The following is a 19,030-nucleotide window of genomic DNA, read 5'->3' on the forward strand; positions in this document are numbered from 1 at the left end:
AGTCTGTGAATCGTCATCCGCACACGGAAAGAACCCCATGAAGTATTTCCTGTGGGTAGTCGTGCCCTACAGCGCATTCGCGCTCTTCGTGGCCGGCCACGTCTGGCGCTATCGGCGCGACCGTTTCGGATCCGATCGGCACCCAGCCGGTTCGCGACGGATCGAGGGGACCGGCGCCACACTGTTCCGGACCGGCATCCTCCTCGTCATCGTGACCCGACTACTCGTGATGGCGTTCCCCACGTTGCGTTCCCAGCCCTACGGCGCCCCGCACATGGCGGTCATCGCGGTGGAACTGCTGGGCATGGCACTGACCGTCAGCGGAGCGGTCCTGCTCGCGGTGCCGCACATGATCGCCGGCACCCCGCGCCGCCTGGTGTCCCCGGTCGACCGCTTGACCGTGCCCGTACTGATTTTCACCCTGATGTCCGGCCTGCTGATCCAGTTCGGCTCGAACTCCTACCTCGGCGAATACCGCACCGCCGGAACCCTTTTCCGCTGGTTCCGCTCCCTGCTGACCCTGCACCCGCACCCGGACTACATGCACTCCGCCCCCACCCCCTACCAGGCCCGCGGCCTGATAGTCATGCTCCTCATAGCCATCTGGCCCTACACCCGCCTCTCCGGCACCCTCGCCGCCCCGATCATCTATTGGTGCGGCCGCCTGTATCGTGCCGCCACCCGCGTCCTCGGTTCACGATCCAAGACCGCTACCTGATCGACGCTGTCGGATCCGCTCTCACCGCTTCGCCGAATCCGTCTCTCCGCCAGGGATTTCGACGACATTCCCGCCGACCCGTTCGAAGCGCGCGACCTCCACGATCTGTCCCACGATGTGGTCATTGAACTCCTCGAGCTGCTCGGCCGGAATCCAGTACTCCAGGATCGTCCGTCCGCCCACCTGAGGTACCTCGAACCGGTCGAGGCAGGACGTCTGCACGTCGAATCGCGTCACGTAGCCGACTCCCGATGCCGGCCGCCACCGGGTGGTCACCTCGGTGCGAGGCGTCATCGAATTCTCGATCTCGTTCGCCGGGTCTACACGTTGAAGCGGAACTCGACCACGTCGCCGTCGGACATGATGTAGTCCTTGCCCTCCATCCGGACCTTGCCGGCGGAGCGGGCGGCGGCCATCGAGCCGGCGTCGACGAGGTCGGTGTAGGAGACGATTTCGGCCTTGATGAAGCCGCGTTCGAAGTCGGTGTGGATGACGCCGGCGGCCTTGGGGGCCGTGTCGCCCTGGTGGATGGTCCAGGCTCGGGCTTCCTTGGGGCCTGCGGTGAGGTAGGTCTGGAGGCCTAGGGTGTGGAAGCCGGCACGGGCCAGGGCGTGCAGGCCGGGTTCGGTCTGGCCGATGGATTCCAGGAGTTCCAGGGCCGATTCCTCGTCGAGTTCGAGGAGTTCGGATTCGACCTTCGCGTCGAGGAAGACGGCGTCGGCGGGGGCTACGGCGGCGGTCAGCTCGGCGACGCGGGGGGCGTCGGTAAGGACCGATTCGTCGGCGTTGAAGACGTAGAGGAAGGGCTTCAGGGTGAGGAGGGAGAGTTCGCGGAGGAGGTCGGCGTCCACGCGGTCGCGGGCGGCGAAGAGGGTGGTGCCGTTGTTCAGGATCTCCTGGGCGGCCTTGGCGGCGTCGAAGACCGGTTTGCGGTCCTTCTTGACCTTCGCTTCCTTCTCCAGGCGGGGGACGGCTTTCTCCAGGGTCTGGAGGTCGGCGAGGATCAGCTCGGTCTCGATGATCTCGATGTCGGCGAGCGGGTCGACGCGGCCGTCGACGTGGACCACGTCGTCGTCGGCGAATACGCGCACCACCTGGCAGATGGCGTCGGCCTCGCGGATGTTGGCGAGGAATTTGTTGCCCAGGCCCGCGCCCTCGGAGGCGCCCTTCACGATGCCCGCGATGTCGACGAAGGACACGGTCGCGGGGAGGATCCGGGCGGAGCCGAAGATCTCCGCCAGCTTGTCCAGCCTCGGATCGGGCAGCGGCACCACACCGACGTTCGGCTCGATGGTGGCGAACGGATAGTTCGCCGCGAGCACGTCGTTGCGGGTCAGCGCGTTGAACAGCGTCGACTTGCCGACGTTGGGAAGGCCGACGATTCCGAGGGTGAGACTCACGAGAGTGGGAGTCTACCGGGTCACTTGCGCGGCACCGTCGAGACCACCGTGCCGTCGACGTCCGCTGCCAGGTACGCGCCGCCGTAGTCGTCGCTGAGGTAGACGCGGAGCGTCGGCTTGTCGTCGTTGAACGTCCACTGCGGGTCGACGATGATGTAGCGGTTGGTGGGGTGCGGGACGCCGAGTTGCGACTGGGCGGCGTCGAGCAGGGCGGGGAGGATGTCCCAGTTGATCGAGCGCAGCGCCACCGTCTTGTCGCTCAGTTCGCCGCCCGCGCCGGAGCGGGTGGCCTTGCCGTTGCGGTAGGTGTACTCGTCGTAGAGTTTGGGCTGATCCCGCAGTGGGGCACCGGTGTTCACGAAGGCCGGATAGATTGTGGTCTCGGTGAATTGCTGTCCGCCGGTGGCCTTTTCGAGGGCGGAGATCGCGGCCCGGATACCGTTGGGGGTGAGCAGTTCGCCGGTGGTCTGGTTGCCGCGGGCCGCGCTGGTGGGGGCGGCCGAGGTGGTGGTGGGGCTGTCGGTGTCGGTGGTGTCGGTGTCGCCCGACTCGGCCGTGACGGTCGTGCTCGGCTGGGCCTCCGCGGCGTTGCCGGAGCCGGTCCGCGGCCACAGCAGTACCGCCGCGGTCGCGACGGCGGCGACCAGCACGAGGGAGCCGCCGACCAGGACACCGCGGCGGGCCGGCGACGATGTCCGGGCGGGGGCGGTCGGCCGGGTGGCGATGGTGGGGGCGCCGGGGGGATGCGGCAGGGGTACGGGGGTCATCGAGCCCTGGGCGGCGTGGGCCAGCAGGTGATCCACCACCTCGGCCGGGGGCCGGTGGTCCGGGTCGGTCACCAGCAGCGCCTGCAGCGTCTGGGACAGCGGGCCGGCGTGCCGGGCGGGGGGTACGACGCCCTGCATGATCGCCGCGAGGGTGGCCACGGAGGTCTCGCGGTGCATCGGCTGGTAGCCCTCGACCGCGGTGAACAGCAGCATGCCCAGCGACCACAGATCGGAGGCGGGATTGCCCTCGATGCCCGAGAGTCGTTCCGGCGCCAGGTAATCCAATGAGCCGATCACCACACCGGTGGAGGTGAGGCCGTCGTTGCCCTCCATCGCGGCGATGCCGAAATCGGTGAGGACCGGTGAATCATCCTCGCGCATCAGCACATTCGCGGGTTTGATGTCGCGGTGCAGGACGCCGACGGCGTGCGCGGCCCGCAGTCCGGCGAGCAGGCCGCGCCCGATCTGCGCGGCCCGCACCGGATGCATCGGGCCGAGGGCGAGATGATCGGAGAGGGAGCGGCCGCGGACCAGTTCCATCACGATCCAGGGGAATTGCTCCGCGGGGGTGTCGACGATGTGGTGGATCGCCACCACATTGCGATGGTTGATCCGGGCCAGCGCCCGGGCCTCGCGCAGTACCCGCTCGCGTTGCCGGGCGTCGCCCTCGGCGGGGCGCACCTCCTTCAGCGCCACCTCGCGATGCAGGGCGAGATCGTAAGCTCGCCAAACCGTTCCCATGCCGCCACTGCCGAGCGGTTCGATCAACTCGAAACGCCCGTCGACCGTTGTCCGCCCGGTTTCCACGGCGGAAGCCTATGGGTTGCGCGGTCCGCGCGCGAGACCTGGTGCCGGTGAATCGGTCACGATGCCGCCGCGGGTGGCCGGTGTCGCCGCCGGACGGAACTCGTCGGCGCGGCCGCGGGCGGATCCCCGTGCCGGCCACGAAGCGACGCGGTGATTCGCCCGCCGGCGCCGGCGGTGGGCTCAGCGCCGGGGAATGCGGCCCAGGTACCGCAGCAGCTGATCGACTGTGGTGTCACCGGATTCACCCTCGACGACGGGAGCGTAGGCGCCCCACTGGCGCAGCGGCTCGATCACGCCCTCGGCGGCGAGCAGCAGCGCCGCGGCCAGGTCCTCGGTCAGCGGGGACGGGCGGCCGATCGCGACGGCGATGTCCCAGGCGTGCGCGGCGGCGTCCAGCGCGCAGAGCACTCCGGCGACCGGGGTGGGCAGGTCGCCGTGCGGCAGCGGGGTCGGGACCGTCTCGGTGCCGCCGGCGACGGTGGCCCACGCCGCGGCGCTCTCCGCGACCGCCGCGGCGGCCAGTTCGGTGGCCGGGACGTCCAGGGCGCCCGACGGTGCGAACGGGTCGTAGGCCGGTCCGGTGCCGACTCCCAGGGCCTGGGCGTACGCCAGCTGATCGGCGGCGGCGTGCTGGATCACCTGGGTGACAGTCCATTCCGCGCACGGCGTGGCCAGTTCACCCTGCTCCGGGCCGACCTCGGCGACCACCTCGGTCAGTGCCCGCAGTGAGGTGGCGAGGACGTCGCGCCAGACCGGGGCGAGGGTAGCGGCGGCCGAGTTGTCCTGGGTGGTGGTGATGCTCATTTTCGTTGCCCTTCAGTGTGTTTCGCTTCCGTTGTGATTGAATCTACGGGGGCATCAGGAAGGATCTCTTCCTGATGGCAACCGGTCACGAAAGGTTCGGATGTGAGCTCCACCACAACGCGTGCGCTGCGGCTGCTGTCGCTGTTGCAGGACCGCACCCACACGGGTCCGGAGCTGGCCGAACGGCTGGGGGTCAGCGATCGCACGCTGCGGCAGGACATCGCGCGGCTGCGGGAACTCGGGTATCCGGTGCACGCCGGGCGGGGTTCGGCCGGTGGTTATCGGCTCGGACAGGGCAGCACCATGCCGCCGTTGCTACTGGACGACGACGAGGCCGTGGCGATCGCGGTGGCCGCCGGGCTCGCCGAGGACGGTTCCCTCGGTGTCTCCGATATCGATCACAGCATCGCGCGGGCCCTGGCGAAACTGCAACGGATCATGCCGAAACGGTTGCAGCGCAAGGTGTCGGCGCTGCGGTCGGCCACCGATATCGGACCGGCGGTGACCGGTTCGGTGGAGCCGGACGCGCCGGTGCCGGCGCAGCGGCTGACCGTTCTCGCGGAGGCCATCCGGGCGGGCCGGGTGCTGTTCCTCGACGGCGACCCGATCGAGCCGTATCGGCTGATCAGCTGGCAACGGCGCTGGTATCTGGTTGCCTACGATCGCAATTCGCACGCCTGGCGGGCCCTGCCCGCGGCCGCGCCGGCTCGGGTGGAACCGGGCGCCGAGCATTTCGCCGCCCGCGCGCTGCCGGAGGACGACCTCACCGCGTTCGTGCTCCGCGAAATCGCCTCCGCCGGTTGGCGAGTGCACGCCCGGATCACCGTGCTCGCGCCCGCCGAGACGGTCCTGGCCCGGATCAATCCGACGGTCGGGGTGGTCGAGCCGGTCGACGACGCCAGCTGCCTGCTGATCACCGGGGCGGACACCCTGGAGACGATCGCGATCTATCTGAGCATGCTGATGATGGACTTCCGCGTCGACGGACCGCCGGACCTGGTGGCGCACATCCGCACTCTGGCCCGGCGGTACACCGACGCGGTGGCCGATTGCTGAGCGGGCAGCGGGCGTATGGTCCCGCCGAGGTTGTTGTCGCCGAGGTGTTTTCGGCCCCGACAACGTCGGCGCGAGGCCCTCGCGGTGGCGATCCGGCGCGGTGTCAGCGTCCGGCCGGCAATCCGGCGAACCTCGCGAAACCGGCCGGGGCATCGATGGGAGAGTTATCCGGTTGTCCCGGAAGGGAAGTCGGTTCCGGCTCCGACGTGCCGATGGTTCCGGCCGGGTATTCATCGGTGGGCCACGCGATGTTCTCCGTGCGGTCCGAACTGGATGGTTGCTGGAATTGCGCAGAGAGCCCGGTGCCCGGTCGGCGGTGGGTGGGTGCGATCGGGTGCCGCGGTGCGCGGAGGATGCCTCGCCGGGGCGCTCTCGTCAAGACGTAATCGCCCGGTGAAAGCGGATTTAACGTCTCCTTGATCTTGTGCGGAAAGCGCGGGTCACAGCCTCGCCACAATGGATTTGCACGACCCGCCGCGCGACACGCGAAGGTATGCTGGGAATTTACACGTCGCCTGCACCGGCGATGGCAGCAGTTCCGTTATCGTTCACCTCACTATCCGATGCTGCTGCTGGCGCGCCAGGGCTGGTAGGTCGTTCCGGAGGGGTTGTAGCCGGCGGCACCCACCCGACGTCGCCGGAGACCGTCCGCGAAAGCTCGAGGGAAACGTGCCTGCACCCGTTACTCTCACCGGTCGCCACGTGCGACTGGAACCCCTTGCGCCACATCATGTTCCGGGGCTCGCCGAGGCGGGTGCCACGGAGCGTGAGGTGTACGCCTTCACGCCCGTGCCACACGGCCCGGACGAGTCGGCCGCCTATGTCGCGCAGGCGATGACCGACCATATGGCCGGCACCGCGCTGGCCTTCGCGATGATCGCGACGGCCGACGATCGGGTGCTGGGTTCCACCCGGTTCACCCGATTCGACTACTGGCAGGGGCCGATGGTCTGGCCCATCGTGCACGGCCTGCCGGTCGGCGATCCGGTGCTCGCCATTCCGGATGCCGCCGAGATCGGCAACACCTGGCTGTCGCCGCGGGCACGCGGTACCGGTGTCAATCTGGAATCGAAACTGCTGTTGTTGCAACACGCCTTCGAGGTCTGGCGGGTGCGGCGCATCGCCATGCGCGCCGATGTGCGCAATCTGCGCTCCCGCATCGCCATCGAGCGGCTCGGCGCGACCAGCGACGGGGTGCGGCGGGCACATTCGCGCGGGCTCGACGGCGAGGTGCGCAGCACCGCGTTCTACTCGATCCTCGACGAGGAGTGGCCCGTCGTGCGCGGCACCATCGCGGAGCAGCTGGCCGCGTCGAGTTCCAGGCTGCTGAACGCCTGATCGCGCCCGACTACAATCGACAGGGCAACGGTCGGACACGAGGGTGTCCCCACGGCCCCGGTGCCCGGCATACGGCGGTGATTCGACCGTCGGTTCTCGCCTCTGTCCGGGTTCCGCGCAGGCACGATTCGCGGGACGGACCGCTCCGGCGGCCCGCATGCCGAGGAGATCCGCATGACCGACCCGATGCACGATCCGATCCGCGGCGGGCCCACGCGCCTCAGGATCTGTCTCACCGATTCCGCGCACAGCGAGCCGATGGTGAGTGTCTTCCTCGTCCCCGAACCCCGGGTCCGCGGGGCGTCGATGCTGCACCTGCTCGAGCAGGCGCCGGTGACCGAGGGCGTCCCGGCCGCCGATCCCGGCCTGGTGGCCGCCCTGCAGGAACGCAGCCTGCCGGGGGCGCGGGTGCGGATGATGCCGTCCGCCACCCGGCCGCGATCACCCTCGGCGCGGGCGGGCGACCCGTTCCGCGGTTCCGGTGTGCGCACGATCTTTCACGACCACTACATCGGTGACGGCCCGCTGGGCCTCGATCTGGCCGACGCCGCCGAACTGACCCGGCTGGCGCTGCTGCCGGAACGTCCGGTCGGGCCGCGCCGCATCGATGACTTCCAGGATTATTCGATCAGGCAGGCGATGCTGGCGATATATCGCTATTTCGGCGTCGATCAACGCATCCCGCTGATGTACCACGGCTACGCCGATCCGGCGGGCGGGTGGCTCGCCGTTCGGACCGCGCTCGCCTGACCCGCAGCCGGGACGCGTCGAAATTCACCGTTACCTCCGAGGTGCCGCACCGGGTATGGTCGGTTCGGTCGGTTGTGAGCGTTCCGCCACGCGGGCGGGAGGCTGCTACCGGTGGGGGAGGGTGCCCGACGGGCATCACACCCTACGATGTACCCGGCGGCGCCCGGCAGCGCCGCCGTCGCGGACCCTGTCCTGCTGCCCCCTCATCGGCAGGACAGGGCTCCGTTTTCCGTGTTTCTGCGCTCGAGCGTGTATCCCCTGTCCGACACAGTGAGGTTCGGGAGCCCATGCGACAGTCCGCCGGGCAGGCTCGGCTCGTCTGGATCGATTACGCCGACTTCGGTGCCCGCTTCATCGCCGAGGCGGTGACACCCGAACGTATCGAGGCCGCGGTCGCCGACATGACCGGCCGGGGCATCACCATCGGCCCGTTCTCGGTGGGACCGCTCGCCGGTTTCGTCGCCGAGGGCAAGGTCGGTAAGCCCGTGATCGTGCGCGGCGGCCCGCAGGTCGAGTTCGGGGTGCGACTACCGGCCAGCCTGCTCGTCACCATCACCCTCGGCGGCCAGCAGTTCCGGGTGGAGGCGATCGTCGACATCGCGTTGACACTGCACGCCCGCGCCGCGGATCCGCTGCTGATCGTCATCGACATCCCGCCGGTCGAGCCCGGCGACGTCGGTTTCACCGTCCGCGCGCAGGCCATCGGCGGCGTGCTCGCGCTGCTGCTGGAACCGATCACCGTGCTGGTGCAGCGCGAGGTCGCCGCGCGGGTCAACGGCATGCTCGACGATCCGCAGACCAGGCGCGCCCGGCTCTTCGACATCGTGGCCATCCTCGACGGCCGCAGGTCCCGGCCACAACTACCGCCGCGGCTGGAGTGGATCGGCTACGACGAGTTCGGCCGCCGGTTCTTCCCCCGCATCGTCACCGCCGACCGGGTGCGCGAGGTCGTGGAGGGTCTGGCCGGCCGGGTCATCGAGGTCGGCCCGATGCGGACCGGGCCCGGTTCGGCGGCCACCGTGCAGGCCAGCGGCGTGATCCGGATGCCGCGGGTGACACCGCGACCCGGCGAGGATCCGGTCTCCTTCGACCTGACGCTGCCGGTCGAACTCGATCTCACCATCGACGCACTGGTGGCCAACCGATATCGCGCCGATCTCACCATCTCGCTGGTCCTGATCGCCCGCGCGGCCGAGCCGCTGCTCATCGTCGTCGACGTGCCCCCACCCGCGCCGGACGAGATCGAGGTGAACCTGCGGCCGCTGACCTGGCGTGCCAAGGCGCTCGGCGTGCTCGGCGGCGTCCGCGGCCAACTCGCCGTCCGGGTGGCCGCCGTCGTGCGAGAGGAATTGGCGGACCTGTCTTTCCGCACCATCGACGTCGCCGAACGGATAGCGGCCGCGACGGACTGAACCGCGCGCCATCCCCAGCGCCGGCACGGACATCGCCTGGGCACCGGTTCGGGGAGAGGGGTCGTGGGCGGCCGCCCGGCGTGACGCGTGTTGTTGTTGAGCCCTGTGTTCCTGGCGGTTCCGTTGTGAATGTGGTGGAATAAGTCCGCATTTTGCAGGCTCCCGGCGCGCAGGCGGCACGGCTGTGTCGCCGGGGAAGGCGCGCCGGGTTCGCTTCCGGTTCCCTCGCGTCGACCCCGGTCCGTGAGCCCCACCGCTCGTCGGCTCCGCTGCTCGCCCGCACTCCCGTTCGCCGCAGTCGAGGTCGCACAACTCGCGCGCCACTCGCTCATCGAATTCAGTTCCGGCACAGCCATTTCGTACGTCGTGCTCGCCGCTCACAGCACTGGTTCCGCCCCCGCGTGCGGTGTTCGTTGCCGCGCGATTCGTCGCGCGCTGTTGCCGCACAACGTGTTCCGATTCGCCACGCAGTATCGCTCGTCGCACCGCATTCCGGACGGCCGACCGTCCGCGCTGAATCTCGTTGTTACTCGCACCTATTCCGCTGTAGCTCGAGGTGGGCCGGGGTGCCCACGGGAAGGAGCGCGATGCATCCGCGCGCACTCACGCGCCGCACTCTGCTGGGGTACGGCGCCGCGCTGGCGACCGCGGGCGCCACGACGCTGACCATGGTCGGCCTGTCGGTGGAGGACGCCCAGATCGCCGAGGCCGAATCGCTCGGCACACTGCTCGATTACGCGGGTGGCGTGCCCGACGCCGACGCGATCCGCGATGCCGGCCACACCGGCGTGATCCGCTACGTCTCGGACCGCCGGCCGGGAGCGGAATGGATGGAGGGAAAACCGTTGCAGGCGCGCGAGGTCGACGCGCTGCGGTCAGCGGGCCTGTCCATCGTGTCCAACTACCAGTTCGGCAAGGGACCGACCGCCGACTGGCGCGGCGGCCTGGAAGCCGGTAAGCGGCACGGAGATCGAGGAGTGACCCTCCATCGGGCCGCCGGCGGCCCGGACTCCGCCCCCCTCTACGTGTCCATCGACGACAACCCGACCGCCGAGGAGTTCGGCGAGCAGATCGTGCCGTATCTGCTGGGTTGGCAGTCGGTGGTCGGCCCGCAACGTCTCGGCGTCTACGCGAACTCGCCGACCATCGACTGGGCCCGCAACGCCGGCCTGGGAACGTGGTTCTGGCAACACAATTGGGGCACGCCCACCGGCTACGTGCACCCGGCCGCTCATCTGCACCAGTTCGAGATCGATCGTCGCTCGGTGGACGGAATAGCGGTCGACGTCAACTCGATCCTGACCCCGCAATACGGCCAGTGGTAACGCTCCGCTAGGTCTGGCTGTGGAACGTGAGATCGCGCCGGAGATCCGGCTCGTCGTCGGGAACCACCCGGAGGGCCGGCCGGCCCTCCGGGACCCCACGGTTACCCAGCCACGACAACAACGACCAGCGTGACAGCCCCGAAAGAGCCGATCCCACACTGAAGAACGACCCCACCGACCCGACAGACAGCATCGACCCCACCGAGGCGATCGACAGCACCGAATACGCGGACCCGATCGACAGAATCGACCCCTCGGAACGAATCGACAGGATCGATCGACTGGACCGGGTCGACAGGATGGACCGACTCGACCCGCGCGAACGGATGGATCGGTACGAGTGGGACCGGGCCTTGTCGACACATGTCTTCTCAGCAGTCGCCATAAACCCCGGTCTACCACACCCCCGCGACCCGAACCACCTCACCACCGAGCAAGCCCCCGAACCGAAACACTCCCCGCAACAGATCCATTCGCGACCCCCCGCGAACCCGCCGAGCTCAATTCACCATGAAAAATCCCATGGTAGGGATGAACGAGCAGGTGATCGGCGCCTCGTCTGCGACCGCGGTGGTCAGCGACCCCGCAACGACCGCCACCACCCGCCCCCGCCCCGTATCCGCGATGGCCGACAAAGTAGCCGGACCGTCCGGATTGATGTGCAGTTCGTCGGTCAGCGGGACAATGCCCGTACGCCCGGTATCGAGGTTCAGCCACTGAACCGTCATCAGCGGATTCTGCACAGGCGTGGGCCCGTGGGTGCCGAGCGCCGTCAGCACGAATCCGGTCTGCCCCGACTGCGGCCCGGGCAGCGGCAGATCCGCCGGCCCGGGCACGGCGAGTGCGGTGGCGACCGAATCACTCTGCGGCCCGATGCATCCGCGCCCGATGGACGGATAGAGGAACTGCGCGAACGCCGGCCCGTCGTACGGCACGGCCGGCCCGCCGCCCCCACTGCCGTCCAGGAAGGTGATGACGCCCTGCAAACTCTGCTTCACCTGCGGCGGCAGCGGTGCGCCCGCCAGCACCGTCCGGGCCTGATCGAGGATGGCCTGCTGCCCCGGCGAGGCGATCGCGCCGGCGGTGTGCCCGGTGGCGATGGCGCCGACGATCGCGGGCACCAGGGAGGCGAGCGCGTCGATCGGCACGCCCTCCGGCACCATCGGCACCGGATCGGAGACGGCCGCCGCCATCGGGGTCTGCGGCGCAGGCGTGGGCGCGGCGACCGCGGCCGGCGCGCACGCGAGGGTGACGCCGACCGCGGCGGCCAGCACGGATACGGAAATACCTCGGGTGCGAAGCACTGGTGTTGCCGTCCTTACCTCGGAGTCCTCACCGGAAGTGATACTGCCCGCATCACTTTCGCGACACTCTAGGGAAATCGATACCGGGTTGTACAGCTGCGACACGACGTCCGTGAATGATTGCCTTCGGGTATCGGAACCTATCCCACCGTTCCGTTACCGGAGTGAATGCCGAGGCAAATGTTTCGTAACGGGCCGGGGCCGCAACGGCCGGTGCCTGCCGGGTCGCTAGTGTTGTGCTCGCCTGTCACCCGATCCGAAAGCATGCGCGCCGTGACTCGACTCCTTGCCGGTACCCACCTCACCGGCGGAAACCGCGGACGCCTCGCGATCGCCGCGCTGGCTCTGTCGGTGCTGGCCAGGCTGTTGTGGATGCTGCTGTCGCCCAACGGCATCAACGTGGTCGACTTGCACGTGTACGTCAACGGCGCACACGAGCTCGGCACCGGTCATCTCTACGATTTCACCTACGCCGACAAGACTCCCGATTTCCCGTTGCCTTTCACGTATCCGCCGTTCGCGGCGATCGTGTTCTACCCCTTGCATTGGCTGCCGTTCACAGCGGTCGCGGTGGGCTGGACGCTGCTGACCGCGGCAGCGCTGTACGCGGTGGTGCGGATCTGCCTGACGATGCTGGTCGGCGAGCGAGCGCAAACCGAGAGTTGGCGGACCGCCGCGGTGGCCTGGACCGCGGTCGGGCTCTGGCTGGAGCCGGTGCGTACGACGCTGGACTACGGGCAGGTCAACGTCTTCCTGGTGCTGGCGGCGATCCTCGCCGCGTACAGCTCGCTGTGGTGGCTGTCCGGGCTGCTGGTCGGCGCGGCGGCGGGGATCAAACTGACCCCGGCGGTCACCGGCCTCTATTTCCTGACCCAGCGCCGCTGGGCGAGCGCGGTGTGGGCCGCCGCGGTCTTCGCGGGCACCGTCGGGGTGAGCCTGCTGATCAGCCCCGCCGAGACCCGCACCTATTTCGGCCCGCTGATCGGCGACGCCAACCGGATCGGCCCGGTCGGCTCGGTGTGGAATCAGTCACTGCGCGGCGCCCTGTCGCGCATCCTGGGCCGGGACGCGGGCGCCCCCTGGTATCTGCACGGGCATCGGATCCCGGAGGGGCCGTGGTGGCTGGGTGGGATCGCGGTGGTGGCGGTGCTGGCGGTGTTCGCCTGGCGTGCGGTCGGATCGGACGATCGGCTCGGCACGCTGCTGGTGGTGCAGCTGTTCGGGCTGATGGTGTCGCCGATCTCCTGGTCGCATCACTGGGTGTGGTTGTTGCCGCTGATCCTGTGGCTGCTGTACGGACCGCTGCGGGCGGTCCGTGGTGCGCGGCTGCTGGCGGGATACTGGCTGGTCACGATGCTGATCGGGGTGCCGTGGGTGCTGTCGTTCGCGCAGCCCTCGATCTGGACCATCCCCCGGCCGGCCGTGCTGGCGTGGCTGGGCGCGGTCGACGTGATCGGCGTGCTGGTCCTCTTCGGGTGGCTGATCCGCGCGGGACGCGGCCGGGCCGTCACGCCGACTGACCGGCCAGCAGATCTATCTCGTGAGCCAGCAGCACATCCAGCCGGGTGAGACCGCCGACGGAATGCGTCGACAGGGTGAAAGTGACCCGGCGCCAGCGGATGTCGATGTCGGGATGATGGTCGGCCGCCTCGGCGGCGGTGGCCACCCGGGTGACCAGTCCGATACCCGCCAGGAAGGTCGCGGCCTCGACGGTCCGGGTGATGCTGTCGCCGGACCGGGTCCACTCGGGCAGGTCGGTCAGGGCGGCGGTGATTTCCTCGTCGGTCAGCTGTGCGGTACTCATATCCCTGGTTCTACCCCGCTGGACGAGACCGATGCGCGGGTGCGCGCGAGGACGGCCCGCGGCATTTCGGTACTGTGTAGCTGGCCGCATGCCCGGTGCGATGTATCCACCTGTCTTGTTCGAGGACCCTCGCCGAGGAGGGTGGGCCGCCCAAGTTACTTCAGCCAGGAGGATCCAACGTGTCGTCTGTCGAGTTCCGCAATGTCGCCATTGTGGCTCACGTAGACCACGGCAAGACGACGCTGGTCGATGCCATGCTCAAGCAGTCCGGCGCGTTCGCCGAACGGGCCGAGGTCGTCGACCGGGTGATGGACTCCGGTGACCTCGAGCGCGAGAAGGGCATCACCATTCTCGCCAAGAACACCGCCGTGCATCGGCACCACGCCGACGGCAGCGTCACCGTGATCAACGTGATCGATACCCCCGGCCACGCCGACTTCGGCGGTGAGGTCGAGCGCGGGCTGTCCATGGTCGACGGTGTCGTGCTGCTGGTCGATGCCTCCGAGGGCCCGCTGCCGCAGACCCGGTTCGTGCTGCGCAAGGCGCTAGCCGCGTCGCTGCCGGTGATCCTGGTCGTCAACAAGACCGACCGGCCCGACGCCCGCATCGAGGAGGTTGTCGAGGAGAGCCACGACCTGCTGCTCGATCTGGCCTCCGACCTGGACGACGAGGCCTCCGAGGCCGCCGAGCTGGCGCTGGACCTGCCGGTCCTGTACGCCTCCGGCCGCGAGGGCAAGGCGTCCACCACCAAGCCCGAGAACGGCAACGCCCCCGACGCGGAGAACCTCGACGAGCTGTTCGAGGTGCTGCTGAAGTACATCCCGGCGCCGAAGGGCGACAAGGACGCGCCGCTGCAGGCGCATGTCACCAACCTCGACGCCTCGCCGTTCCTGGGCCGCATCGGCCTGGTCCGCATCCACAACGGCACCCTGCGCAAGGGCTCGAACGTGGCGTGGATGCACGGCGACGGCGTGAAGACCGTCCGCATCACCGAACTGCTGCAGACCATCGGTGTCGAGCGCAAGCCGGGGGAGGAGGCGGTCGCGGGCGATATCGTCGCGATCGCGGGCATCCCGGAGATCATGATCGGCGACACCCTCGCCGACGTGGAGAATCCGGTCGCGCTGCCGCGGATCACCGTCGACGAGCCGGCCATCTCGGTCACCATCGGCACCAACACCTCGCCGCTGGTCGGCCGGGTGCAGGGGCACAAGCTGACCGCCCGCATGGTGAAGGCGCGGCTGGACCAGGAGCTGGTCGGCAACGTCTCGCTGCGGGTGCTCGACATCGGCCGGCCGGACGCCTGGGAGGTGCAGGGGCGTGGTGAGCTGGCGCTGGCCATCCTGGTCGAGCAGATGCGCCGCGAGGGTTTCGAGCTGACCGTCGGCAAGCCGCAGGTGGTCACCCGGACCGTCGACGGCAAGATCCACGAGCCGTTCGAGGAACTGACCATCGACTGCCCCGACGAGTACCTGGGCGCCGTCACCCAGCTGCTGGCCGCCCGCAAGGGCAAGATGGTCCAGATGAGCAATCACTCCGCGGGGTGGGTGCGGATGGAGTTCATCGTCCCCTCGCGCGGCCTGATCGGCTTCCGCACCGACTTCCTCACCGAGACCCGCGGCACCGGCATCGCCAACGCCGTGTTCAACGGGTACGCGCCCTGGGCCGGCGAGATCCGCGCCCGGCACACCGGCTCGCTGGTCTCCGACCGGGCCGGCTCGGTGACCCCGTTCGCGATGATCCAGCTCGCCGACCGCGGTCAGTTCTTCGTCGAGCCGGGTGCGGACACCTACGAGGGCCACGTGGTGGGCATCAATCCCCGTGCGGAGGACCTCGACATCAACGTCACCCGCGAGAAGAAGCTGACCAATATGCGGTCGGCCACCGGTGACGTGCTCGAGACGCTGGCCAAGCCGCTGCAGCTCGATCTCGAGAGCGCGATGGAGTTCTGTGCCGTCGACGAATGCGTCGAGGTCACCCCGCAGATCGTGCGGGTGCGCAAGGTCATCCTCAATGCCACCGAGCGCGGCCGGGAGCTGTCCCGCCGCAAAGCGCGTGATCGCGCGGCGACGGGCGCGTAGTAACGTACGGGCGGCAAGATTTTCGTGAGTACGGGTCGTCCCTGCCGGGCGGTACTCACGCAGGACCTGTGATCAATGTCAGGGGCGATTGCTTGTATGGCCTGAACCGCAGAGCGGCGGGGGTGCCGCGACTGCTGCGGGTGCTGACGATGTCGCTGGCGGCATCGGTGGTGGTGCTGACCGGATGCACGGCGAATCCGCCGCCGCCGATCGAGAGCACCGACAGCCCGAAGACCACGCCGGCGAAGCCGACCAAGAGCACGGTGGTCGTCGCCGTGGACGACATCGGCATCGGGCTGAACCCGCATCTGCGCTCGAATCAGTCGCCGGCGACCAACGCGGTCGCCTCGCTGGTGTTCCCGAGCCCGTTCAAGCCGGTGCCCTCGGCGGTGCCGGGCGCGCCGGCCGGGGCCACCGACTGGGTGCCCGACACCGCGCTGCTGACATCGGCGGACGTCACCGCGCAGGAGCCGTTCACGGTGACCTACAAGATCCAGAACCAGGCCTCCTGGTCCGACGGCGCACCCATCGCGGCGGAGGATTTCCGGTACCTGTGGCAGCAGATGATCACGCAGCCGGGTGTCGTGGATCCGGCCGGTTACCGGCTGATCTCCGATATCACCTCGTCCGAGGGCGGCAAGACGGTGACCGTCGTGCTGGCCCACGAGTACCCGGCCTGGCGGCAACTGTTCATCGATCTGCTGCCCTCGCATCTGCTGAAGGATTCGCCGGGCGGATTCCAGCGGTCGCTGACCGTCGATCGCGGGCTGATCGATCAGAACCCGATCTCCGGCGGGCAGTTCCGGGTGAAGCAGGCCGACGCCGGGCGGGAGGAGATCCTGCTCGAGCGCAACGACCGGTACTGGGGGACGCCCGCGGTGCCGGACCAGATCCTGTTGCGGCGCGGCGGTACCGCCGCGCAGCTGGCCGAATCGCTGCGGTCCGGCGACACCCAGATGGCACTGGTGCACGGTGGGGTGGCGACCCAGGCCCAGCTGGCCGCGATCCCGTCGGTGCGGACCGCGACCATGCCGCAGGCCCGGGTCATGCAACTGTCCCTCAACGGGCGTACCGGTGACCTTTCCGACGCCCGGGTGCGGCGGGCCGTGCTGGGCCTGCTGGATCCGGTGCTGCTGGCCACCGTCGGCGCGCAGACCGGGTCCTGGGTGGATCCGGTGCGGGCCCAGGTGCTGACCCCGTCGGATCCCGGCTACGCGCCGACCGCGCCGCCGCGGCCCAGCCTCGACGAGGTGTTCACCCTGCTCAACGAGGCCGGATTCGGGCGGGCGCCGGAGCAGGCGCCGGCCGGTAACACCACCACCTCGCCGGCGCCGCAGCCGCGGCCGATCGCCAAGAACGGCCGGACGCTGAGCATCCGGCTGGCCGCGGTCGACAAGGATCCGAGCACGCTCGCGGTCGCCAACACGGCGGCCGATCAGCTGCGCAGCGCGGGTATCGACGCGACCGTGCGCAGCCTGCCCGCCGACGAGCTGTACGGCAAGGATCTGCTGGACGGCACCGTCGACGCGATCGTGGGCTGGGAACGCGCCGGGGAGGACGCGGCCACGGTGCTGGCCTCCCGCTACGGCTGCCCGCCGGCGTCACTGCCCGGGAACGAGGACTCCGCGGCGGTGGAGGCGGCCCGCAAGGCGCCGGCCAACATCTCCGGGGTCTGCGATCCGGCGCTGCAACCGGCGACGGACGGCGCCCTGCGCGGCCAGAACGCGCCCAAGGTGATCGCCGACGCCGAACCACGGTTGTGGGAGCTGGCGACCGTACTGCCGATCATGCAGGACAACGGGGTCGCCGCGGCCGGTCCGCGGGTGGACGGCGTCTCACTGAACGGCGCGATCCAGGTCGGCATCTTCGGCGGAGCGGCCACCTGGCGACGGCTGTCGTGACCACCGGCGGTCTGCTGCTGGTGCACGCGCACCCGGACGACGAGACCATCGGCACCGGCGGCACCATCGCGCACTACCGCCGCCGGGGTGTCCCGGTGACGGTGGTGACCTGCACCCTCGGCGAGGAGGGCGAGGTGATCGGGCCGCGCTGGGCCGAACTGGTCAGCGACCGCGCGGACCAGCTGGGCGGTTACCGAATCGGCGAATTGGCCGGGGCGCTGGCCGAATTGGGAGTGGCGCAGCCGTACTTCCTGGGCGGTGCCGGGCACTGGCGGGATTCGGGGATGTCCGGCACCACGGCAGCGCCGCGGGAGGCCGAATCCGCCCGGCATCCACGCGCTTTCGTGCATTCCGGCCCCGCGGCGGTCGAGGCCCTGGCCGCGGTGCTGCTGGAGCGGCGGCCGGACGTGGTGGTGTGCTATGACCCCCGGGGCGGCTACGGGCATCCGGATCATCTTCGCGCCCACCGGATCACGATGGATGCGGTGGAGACGGCCGCCGGGAACGGCTGGGACGTACCGAAACTGTATTGGTCGGTCGTCGATGATGGTGTGCTGCAACGTCACATCGACGCGATGGTCCGCGATGCGGCGAATCTTCCGGACGGCTGGCGGCTGCCGCCGCCCGGCGAATTGGCTTGTGTCCCGAGCGGATCCGTCACCACGGTGATCGACATCGCGGCGGTGCTGCCCGCCAAGTGCGCCGCGCTGCGCGCGCACGCCACCCAGGTGAGCGTCGCGCCGTCGGATCGGGCCTTCGCGCTGTCCAACGACATCGCCCAGCCGATCCTGCCGGAGGAGCATTACACGCTGGTGCGCGGCCGCCCGGGTCCGGCCGGTCCCGACGGCCGCGAACGTGATCTGTTCGCCGGATTGCCGGGTTCCCCGGGCGATGCCGTGGCGGAATGAGAGACTGACCGACATGTACAACTGGAGCCTGCAGGATGCGATCGTCGCGTTCGTCGAGAGCCAGCGGCCGTTCTGGCAGTCGCAGCACGACCAGTACATGTCGGCGCTCTACGGTCTCGCGGATGCGCAGAGTCAGCTGCTGACCCTGCTCGGCTACCCGCCGGTCTCGTGACGGCCACCGTCGATCGGCCGCAGGGGGCCGGCGCGCTGCGGGCCTGGGCGCTGCTCGGTGCGCTGCTGGCCGGGGTGCTGGTGTTCGACGGCCTGCTGACGCTGGTGCTGGAGGTGCTGTTCCTGCCCAGCTACCTCGGCGGCACGCCGTTCCCGATCAGCGCGCTGGTGGCGGCCTTCGTGAACGTACTGCTGGTGCGTGGTATGGCCACCGTGGCGACGCGGCCCGCGGCGCTGTCGTTGCCGCTGGTGGCGTGGCTGCTCGGATTCCTGGTGTGCTCCACCACCGGGCCCGGCGGCGACATCCTGCTCGTCGACAGCTGGACGGCCCCGCTGCTGCTGGCGTGCGGTCTGGTCCCGGCCGGGTTCGTGCTGTTCCGGCGCACCTTCCTACGCCCGCGTATGTAATCGCGCATTCTGCGGTAGCGGGAAGATCTCCGGTGTCGCTTTTTCCAGATTGGCCGGAATAACTGGCCTGTCTTCG

General features: G+C 69.4%; 19 protein-coding genes. 12 read left to right on the forward strand and 7 right to left on the reverse strand.

The features are described from left to right. Positions 1-37: 37 nt before the first annotated feature. Entirely contained in the window at positions 38-718 is a 681-nt protein-coding gene (locus NRB56_RS20545) for a respiratory nitrate reductase subunit gamma (RefSeq protein WP_153344649.1), read from the forward strand. A 21-nt stretch (positions 719-739) separates the two neighbouring features. Here the strand turns inward: NRB56_RS20545 and NRB56_RS20550 are convergent, their stop codons facing one another. From NRB56_RS20550 to NRB56_RS20565, 4 genes are all read right to left on the reverse strand, one after another. Continuing rightward, positions 740-1,012, reverse strand: a complete 273-nt coding sequence (locus tag NRB56_RS20550; RefSeq protein WP_194290921.1) for a hypothetical protein — start codon at positions 1,010-1,012, stop codon at positions 740-742. A 26-nt stretch (positions 1,013-1,038) separates the two neighbouring features. Further along, positions 1,039-2,118 (reverse strand): redox-regulated ATPase YchF, encoded by a 1,080-nt coding sequence (gene ychF, locus NRB56_RS20555; protein ID WP_319943269.1) that lies wholly within the window; start codon positions 2,116-2,118, stop codon positions 1,039-1,041. 20 nt (positions 2,119-2,138) lie between these two features. After that, positions 2,139-3,692 (reverse strand): serine/threonine-protein kinase, encoded by a 1,554-nt coding sequence (locus tag NRB56_RS20560; RefSeq protein ID WP_319943270.1) that lies wholly within the window; start codon positions 3,690-3,692, stop codon positions 2,139-2,141. A gap of 180 nt (positions 3,693-3,872) precedes the next feature. Further along, entirely contained in the window at positions 3,873-4,496 is a 624-nt protein-coding gene (locus tag NRB56_RS20565; protein ID WP_153344651.1) for a TIGR03086 family metal-binding protein, read from the reverse strand. 102 nt (positions 4,497-4,598) lie between these two features. On the opposite strand from NRB56_RS20565, the gene NRB56_RS20570 reads away from it, so the two are divergent. The 5 genes from NRB56_RS20570 (at position 4,599) to NRB56_RS20590 (ending at position 10,377) form a co-directional block, all read left to right on the forward strand. Then, on the forward strand, positions 4,599-5,552 hold the full coding sequence (locus tag NRB56_RS20570; RefSeq protein WP_319943271.1) for a helix-turn-helix transcriptional regulator: 954 nt from the start codon (positions 4,599-4,601) through the stop codon (positions 5,550-5,552). A 669-nt stretch (positions 5,553-6,221) separates the two neighbouring features. Continuing rightward, positions 6,222-6,890 carry a GNAT family N-acetyltransferase gene (locus tag NRB56_RS20575; protein WP_319943272.1) on the forward strand — a complete coding sequence of 223 codons (669 nt, stop codon included), beginning with the start codon at positions 6,222-6,224 and terminating at the stop codon, positions 6,888-6,890. A gap of 174 nt (positions 6,891-7,064) precedes the next feature. Further along, on the forward strand, positions 7,065-7,640 hold the full coding sequence (locus NRB56_RS20580; protein WP_153344653.1) for a hypothetical protein: 576 nt from the start codon (positions 7,065-7,067) through the stop codon (positions 7,638-7,640). 287 nt (positions 7,641-7,927) lie between these two features. Then, on the forward strand, positions 7,928-9,052 hold the full coding sequence (locus NRB56_RS20585; RefSeq protein WP_153344655.1) for a hypothetical protein: 1,125 nt from the start codon (positions 7,928-7,930) through the stop codon (positions 9,050-9,052). Between the two features lie 587 nt (positions 9,053-9,639). Next, positions 9,640-10,377 carry a DUF1906 domain-containing protein gene (locus tag NRB56_RS20590; protein ID WP_153344657.1) on the forward strand — a complete coding sequence of 246 codons (738 nt, stop codon included), beginning with the start codon at positions 9,640-9,642 and terminating at the stop codon, positions 10,375-10,377. A 7-nt stretch (positions 10,378-10,384) separates the two neighbouring features. Here NRB56_RS20590 and NRB56_RS20595 read toward each other — a convergent pair whose 3' ends face one another. Continuing rightward, the gene (locus NRB56_RS20595) at positions 10,385-10,762 is read right to left on the reverse strand and encodes a hypothetical protein (protein ID WP_227838085.1); all 378 of its coding nucleotides are present in this window, start codon (positions 10,760-10,762) and stop codon (positions 10,385-10,387) included. 115 nt (positions 10,763-10,877) lie between these two features. Beyond that, the gene (locus NRB56_RS20600; RefSeq protein WP_319943273.1) at positions 10,878-11,681 is read right to left on the reverse strand and encodes an Rv1157c family protein; all 804 of its coding nucleotides are present in this window, start codon (positions 11,679-11,681) and stop codon (positions 10,878-10,880) included. 264 nt (positions 11,682-11,945) lie between these two features. Between NRB56_RS20600 and NRB56_RS20605 the strand changes: the two genes are divergently transcribed. Next, positions 11,946-13,250 (forward strand): mannosyltransferase, encoded by a 1,305-nt coding sequence (locus NRB56_RS20605; protein WP_153344659.1) that lies wholly within the window; start codon positions 11,946-11,948, stop codon positions 13,248-13,250. Here the strand turns inward: NRB56_RS20605 and NRB56_RS20610 are convergent. Further along, positions 13,189-13,485: a 4a-hydroxytetrahydrobiopterin dehydratase gene (locus NRB56_RS20610; RefSeq protein ID WP_153344661.1), complete on the reverse strand. Its 297-nt coding sequence runs from the start codon at positions 13,483-13,485 to the stop codon at positions 13,189-13,191. The two genes, NRB56_RS20605 and NRB56_RS20610, sit on opposite strands and share 62 nt — an antisense overlap. A 179-nt stretch (positions 13,486-13,664) precedes the next feature. On the opposite strand from NRB56_RS20610, the gene typA reads away from it, so the two are divergent. The 5 genes from typA (at position 13,665) to NRB56_RS20630 (ending at position 18,954) form a co-directional block, all read left to right on the forward strand. Continuing rightward, positions 13,665-15,566 carry a translational GTPase TypA gene (typA, locus tag NRB56_RS20615; protein ID WP_319943274.1) on the forward strand — a complete coding sequence of 634 codons (1,902 nt, stop codon included), beginning with the start codon at positions 13,665-13,667 and terminating at the stop codon, positions 15,564-15,566. Between the two features lie 149 nt (positions 15,567-15,715). Then, entirely contained in the window at positions 15,716-17,467 is a 1,752-nt protein-coding gene (locus NRB56_RS20620; protein ID WP_194290936.1) for an ABC transporter family substrate-binding protein, read from the forward strand. Further along, positions 17,464-18,375, forward strand: a complete 912-nt coding sequence (gene mshB / locus NRB56_RS20625) for an N-acetyl-1-D-myo-inositol-2-amino-2-deoxy-alpha-D-glucopyranoside deacetylase (RefSeq protein WP_319943275.1) — start codon at positions 17,464-17,466, stop codon at positions 18,373-18,375. Before NRB56_RS20620 ends, mshB begins: the two co-directional genes overlap by 4 nt. A 13-nt stretch (positions 18,376-18,388) precedes the next feature. After that, positions 18,389-18,547: a hypothetical protein gene (locus tag NRB56_RS38390; RefSeq protein ID WP_194290922.1), complete on the forward strand. Its 159-nt coding sequence runs from the start codon at positions 18,389-18,391 to the stop codon at positions 18,545-18,547. Beyond that, positions 18,544-18,954 (forward strand): hypothetical protein, encoded by a 411-nt coding sequence (locus NRB56_RS20630; protein ID WP_319943276.1) that lies wholly within the window; start codon positions 18,544-18,546, stop codon positions 18,952-18,954. The genes NRB56_RS38390 and NRB56_RS20630 overlap by 4 nt, the downstream gene beginning before the upstream one ends. Positions 18,955-19,030 lie beyond the last annotated feature (76 nt).

The sequence above is a fragment of the Nocardia aurantia genome (assembly GCF_009604425.1).
Classification (GTDB): domain Bacteria; phylum Actinomycetota; class Actinomycetes; order Mycobacteriales; family Mycobacteriaceae; genus Nocardia; species Nocardia aurantia.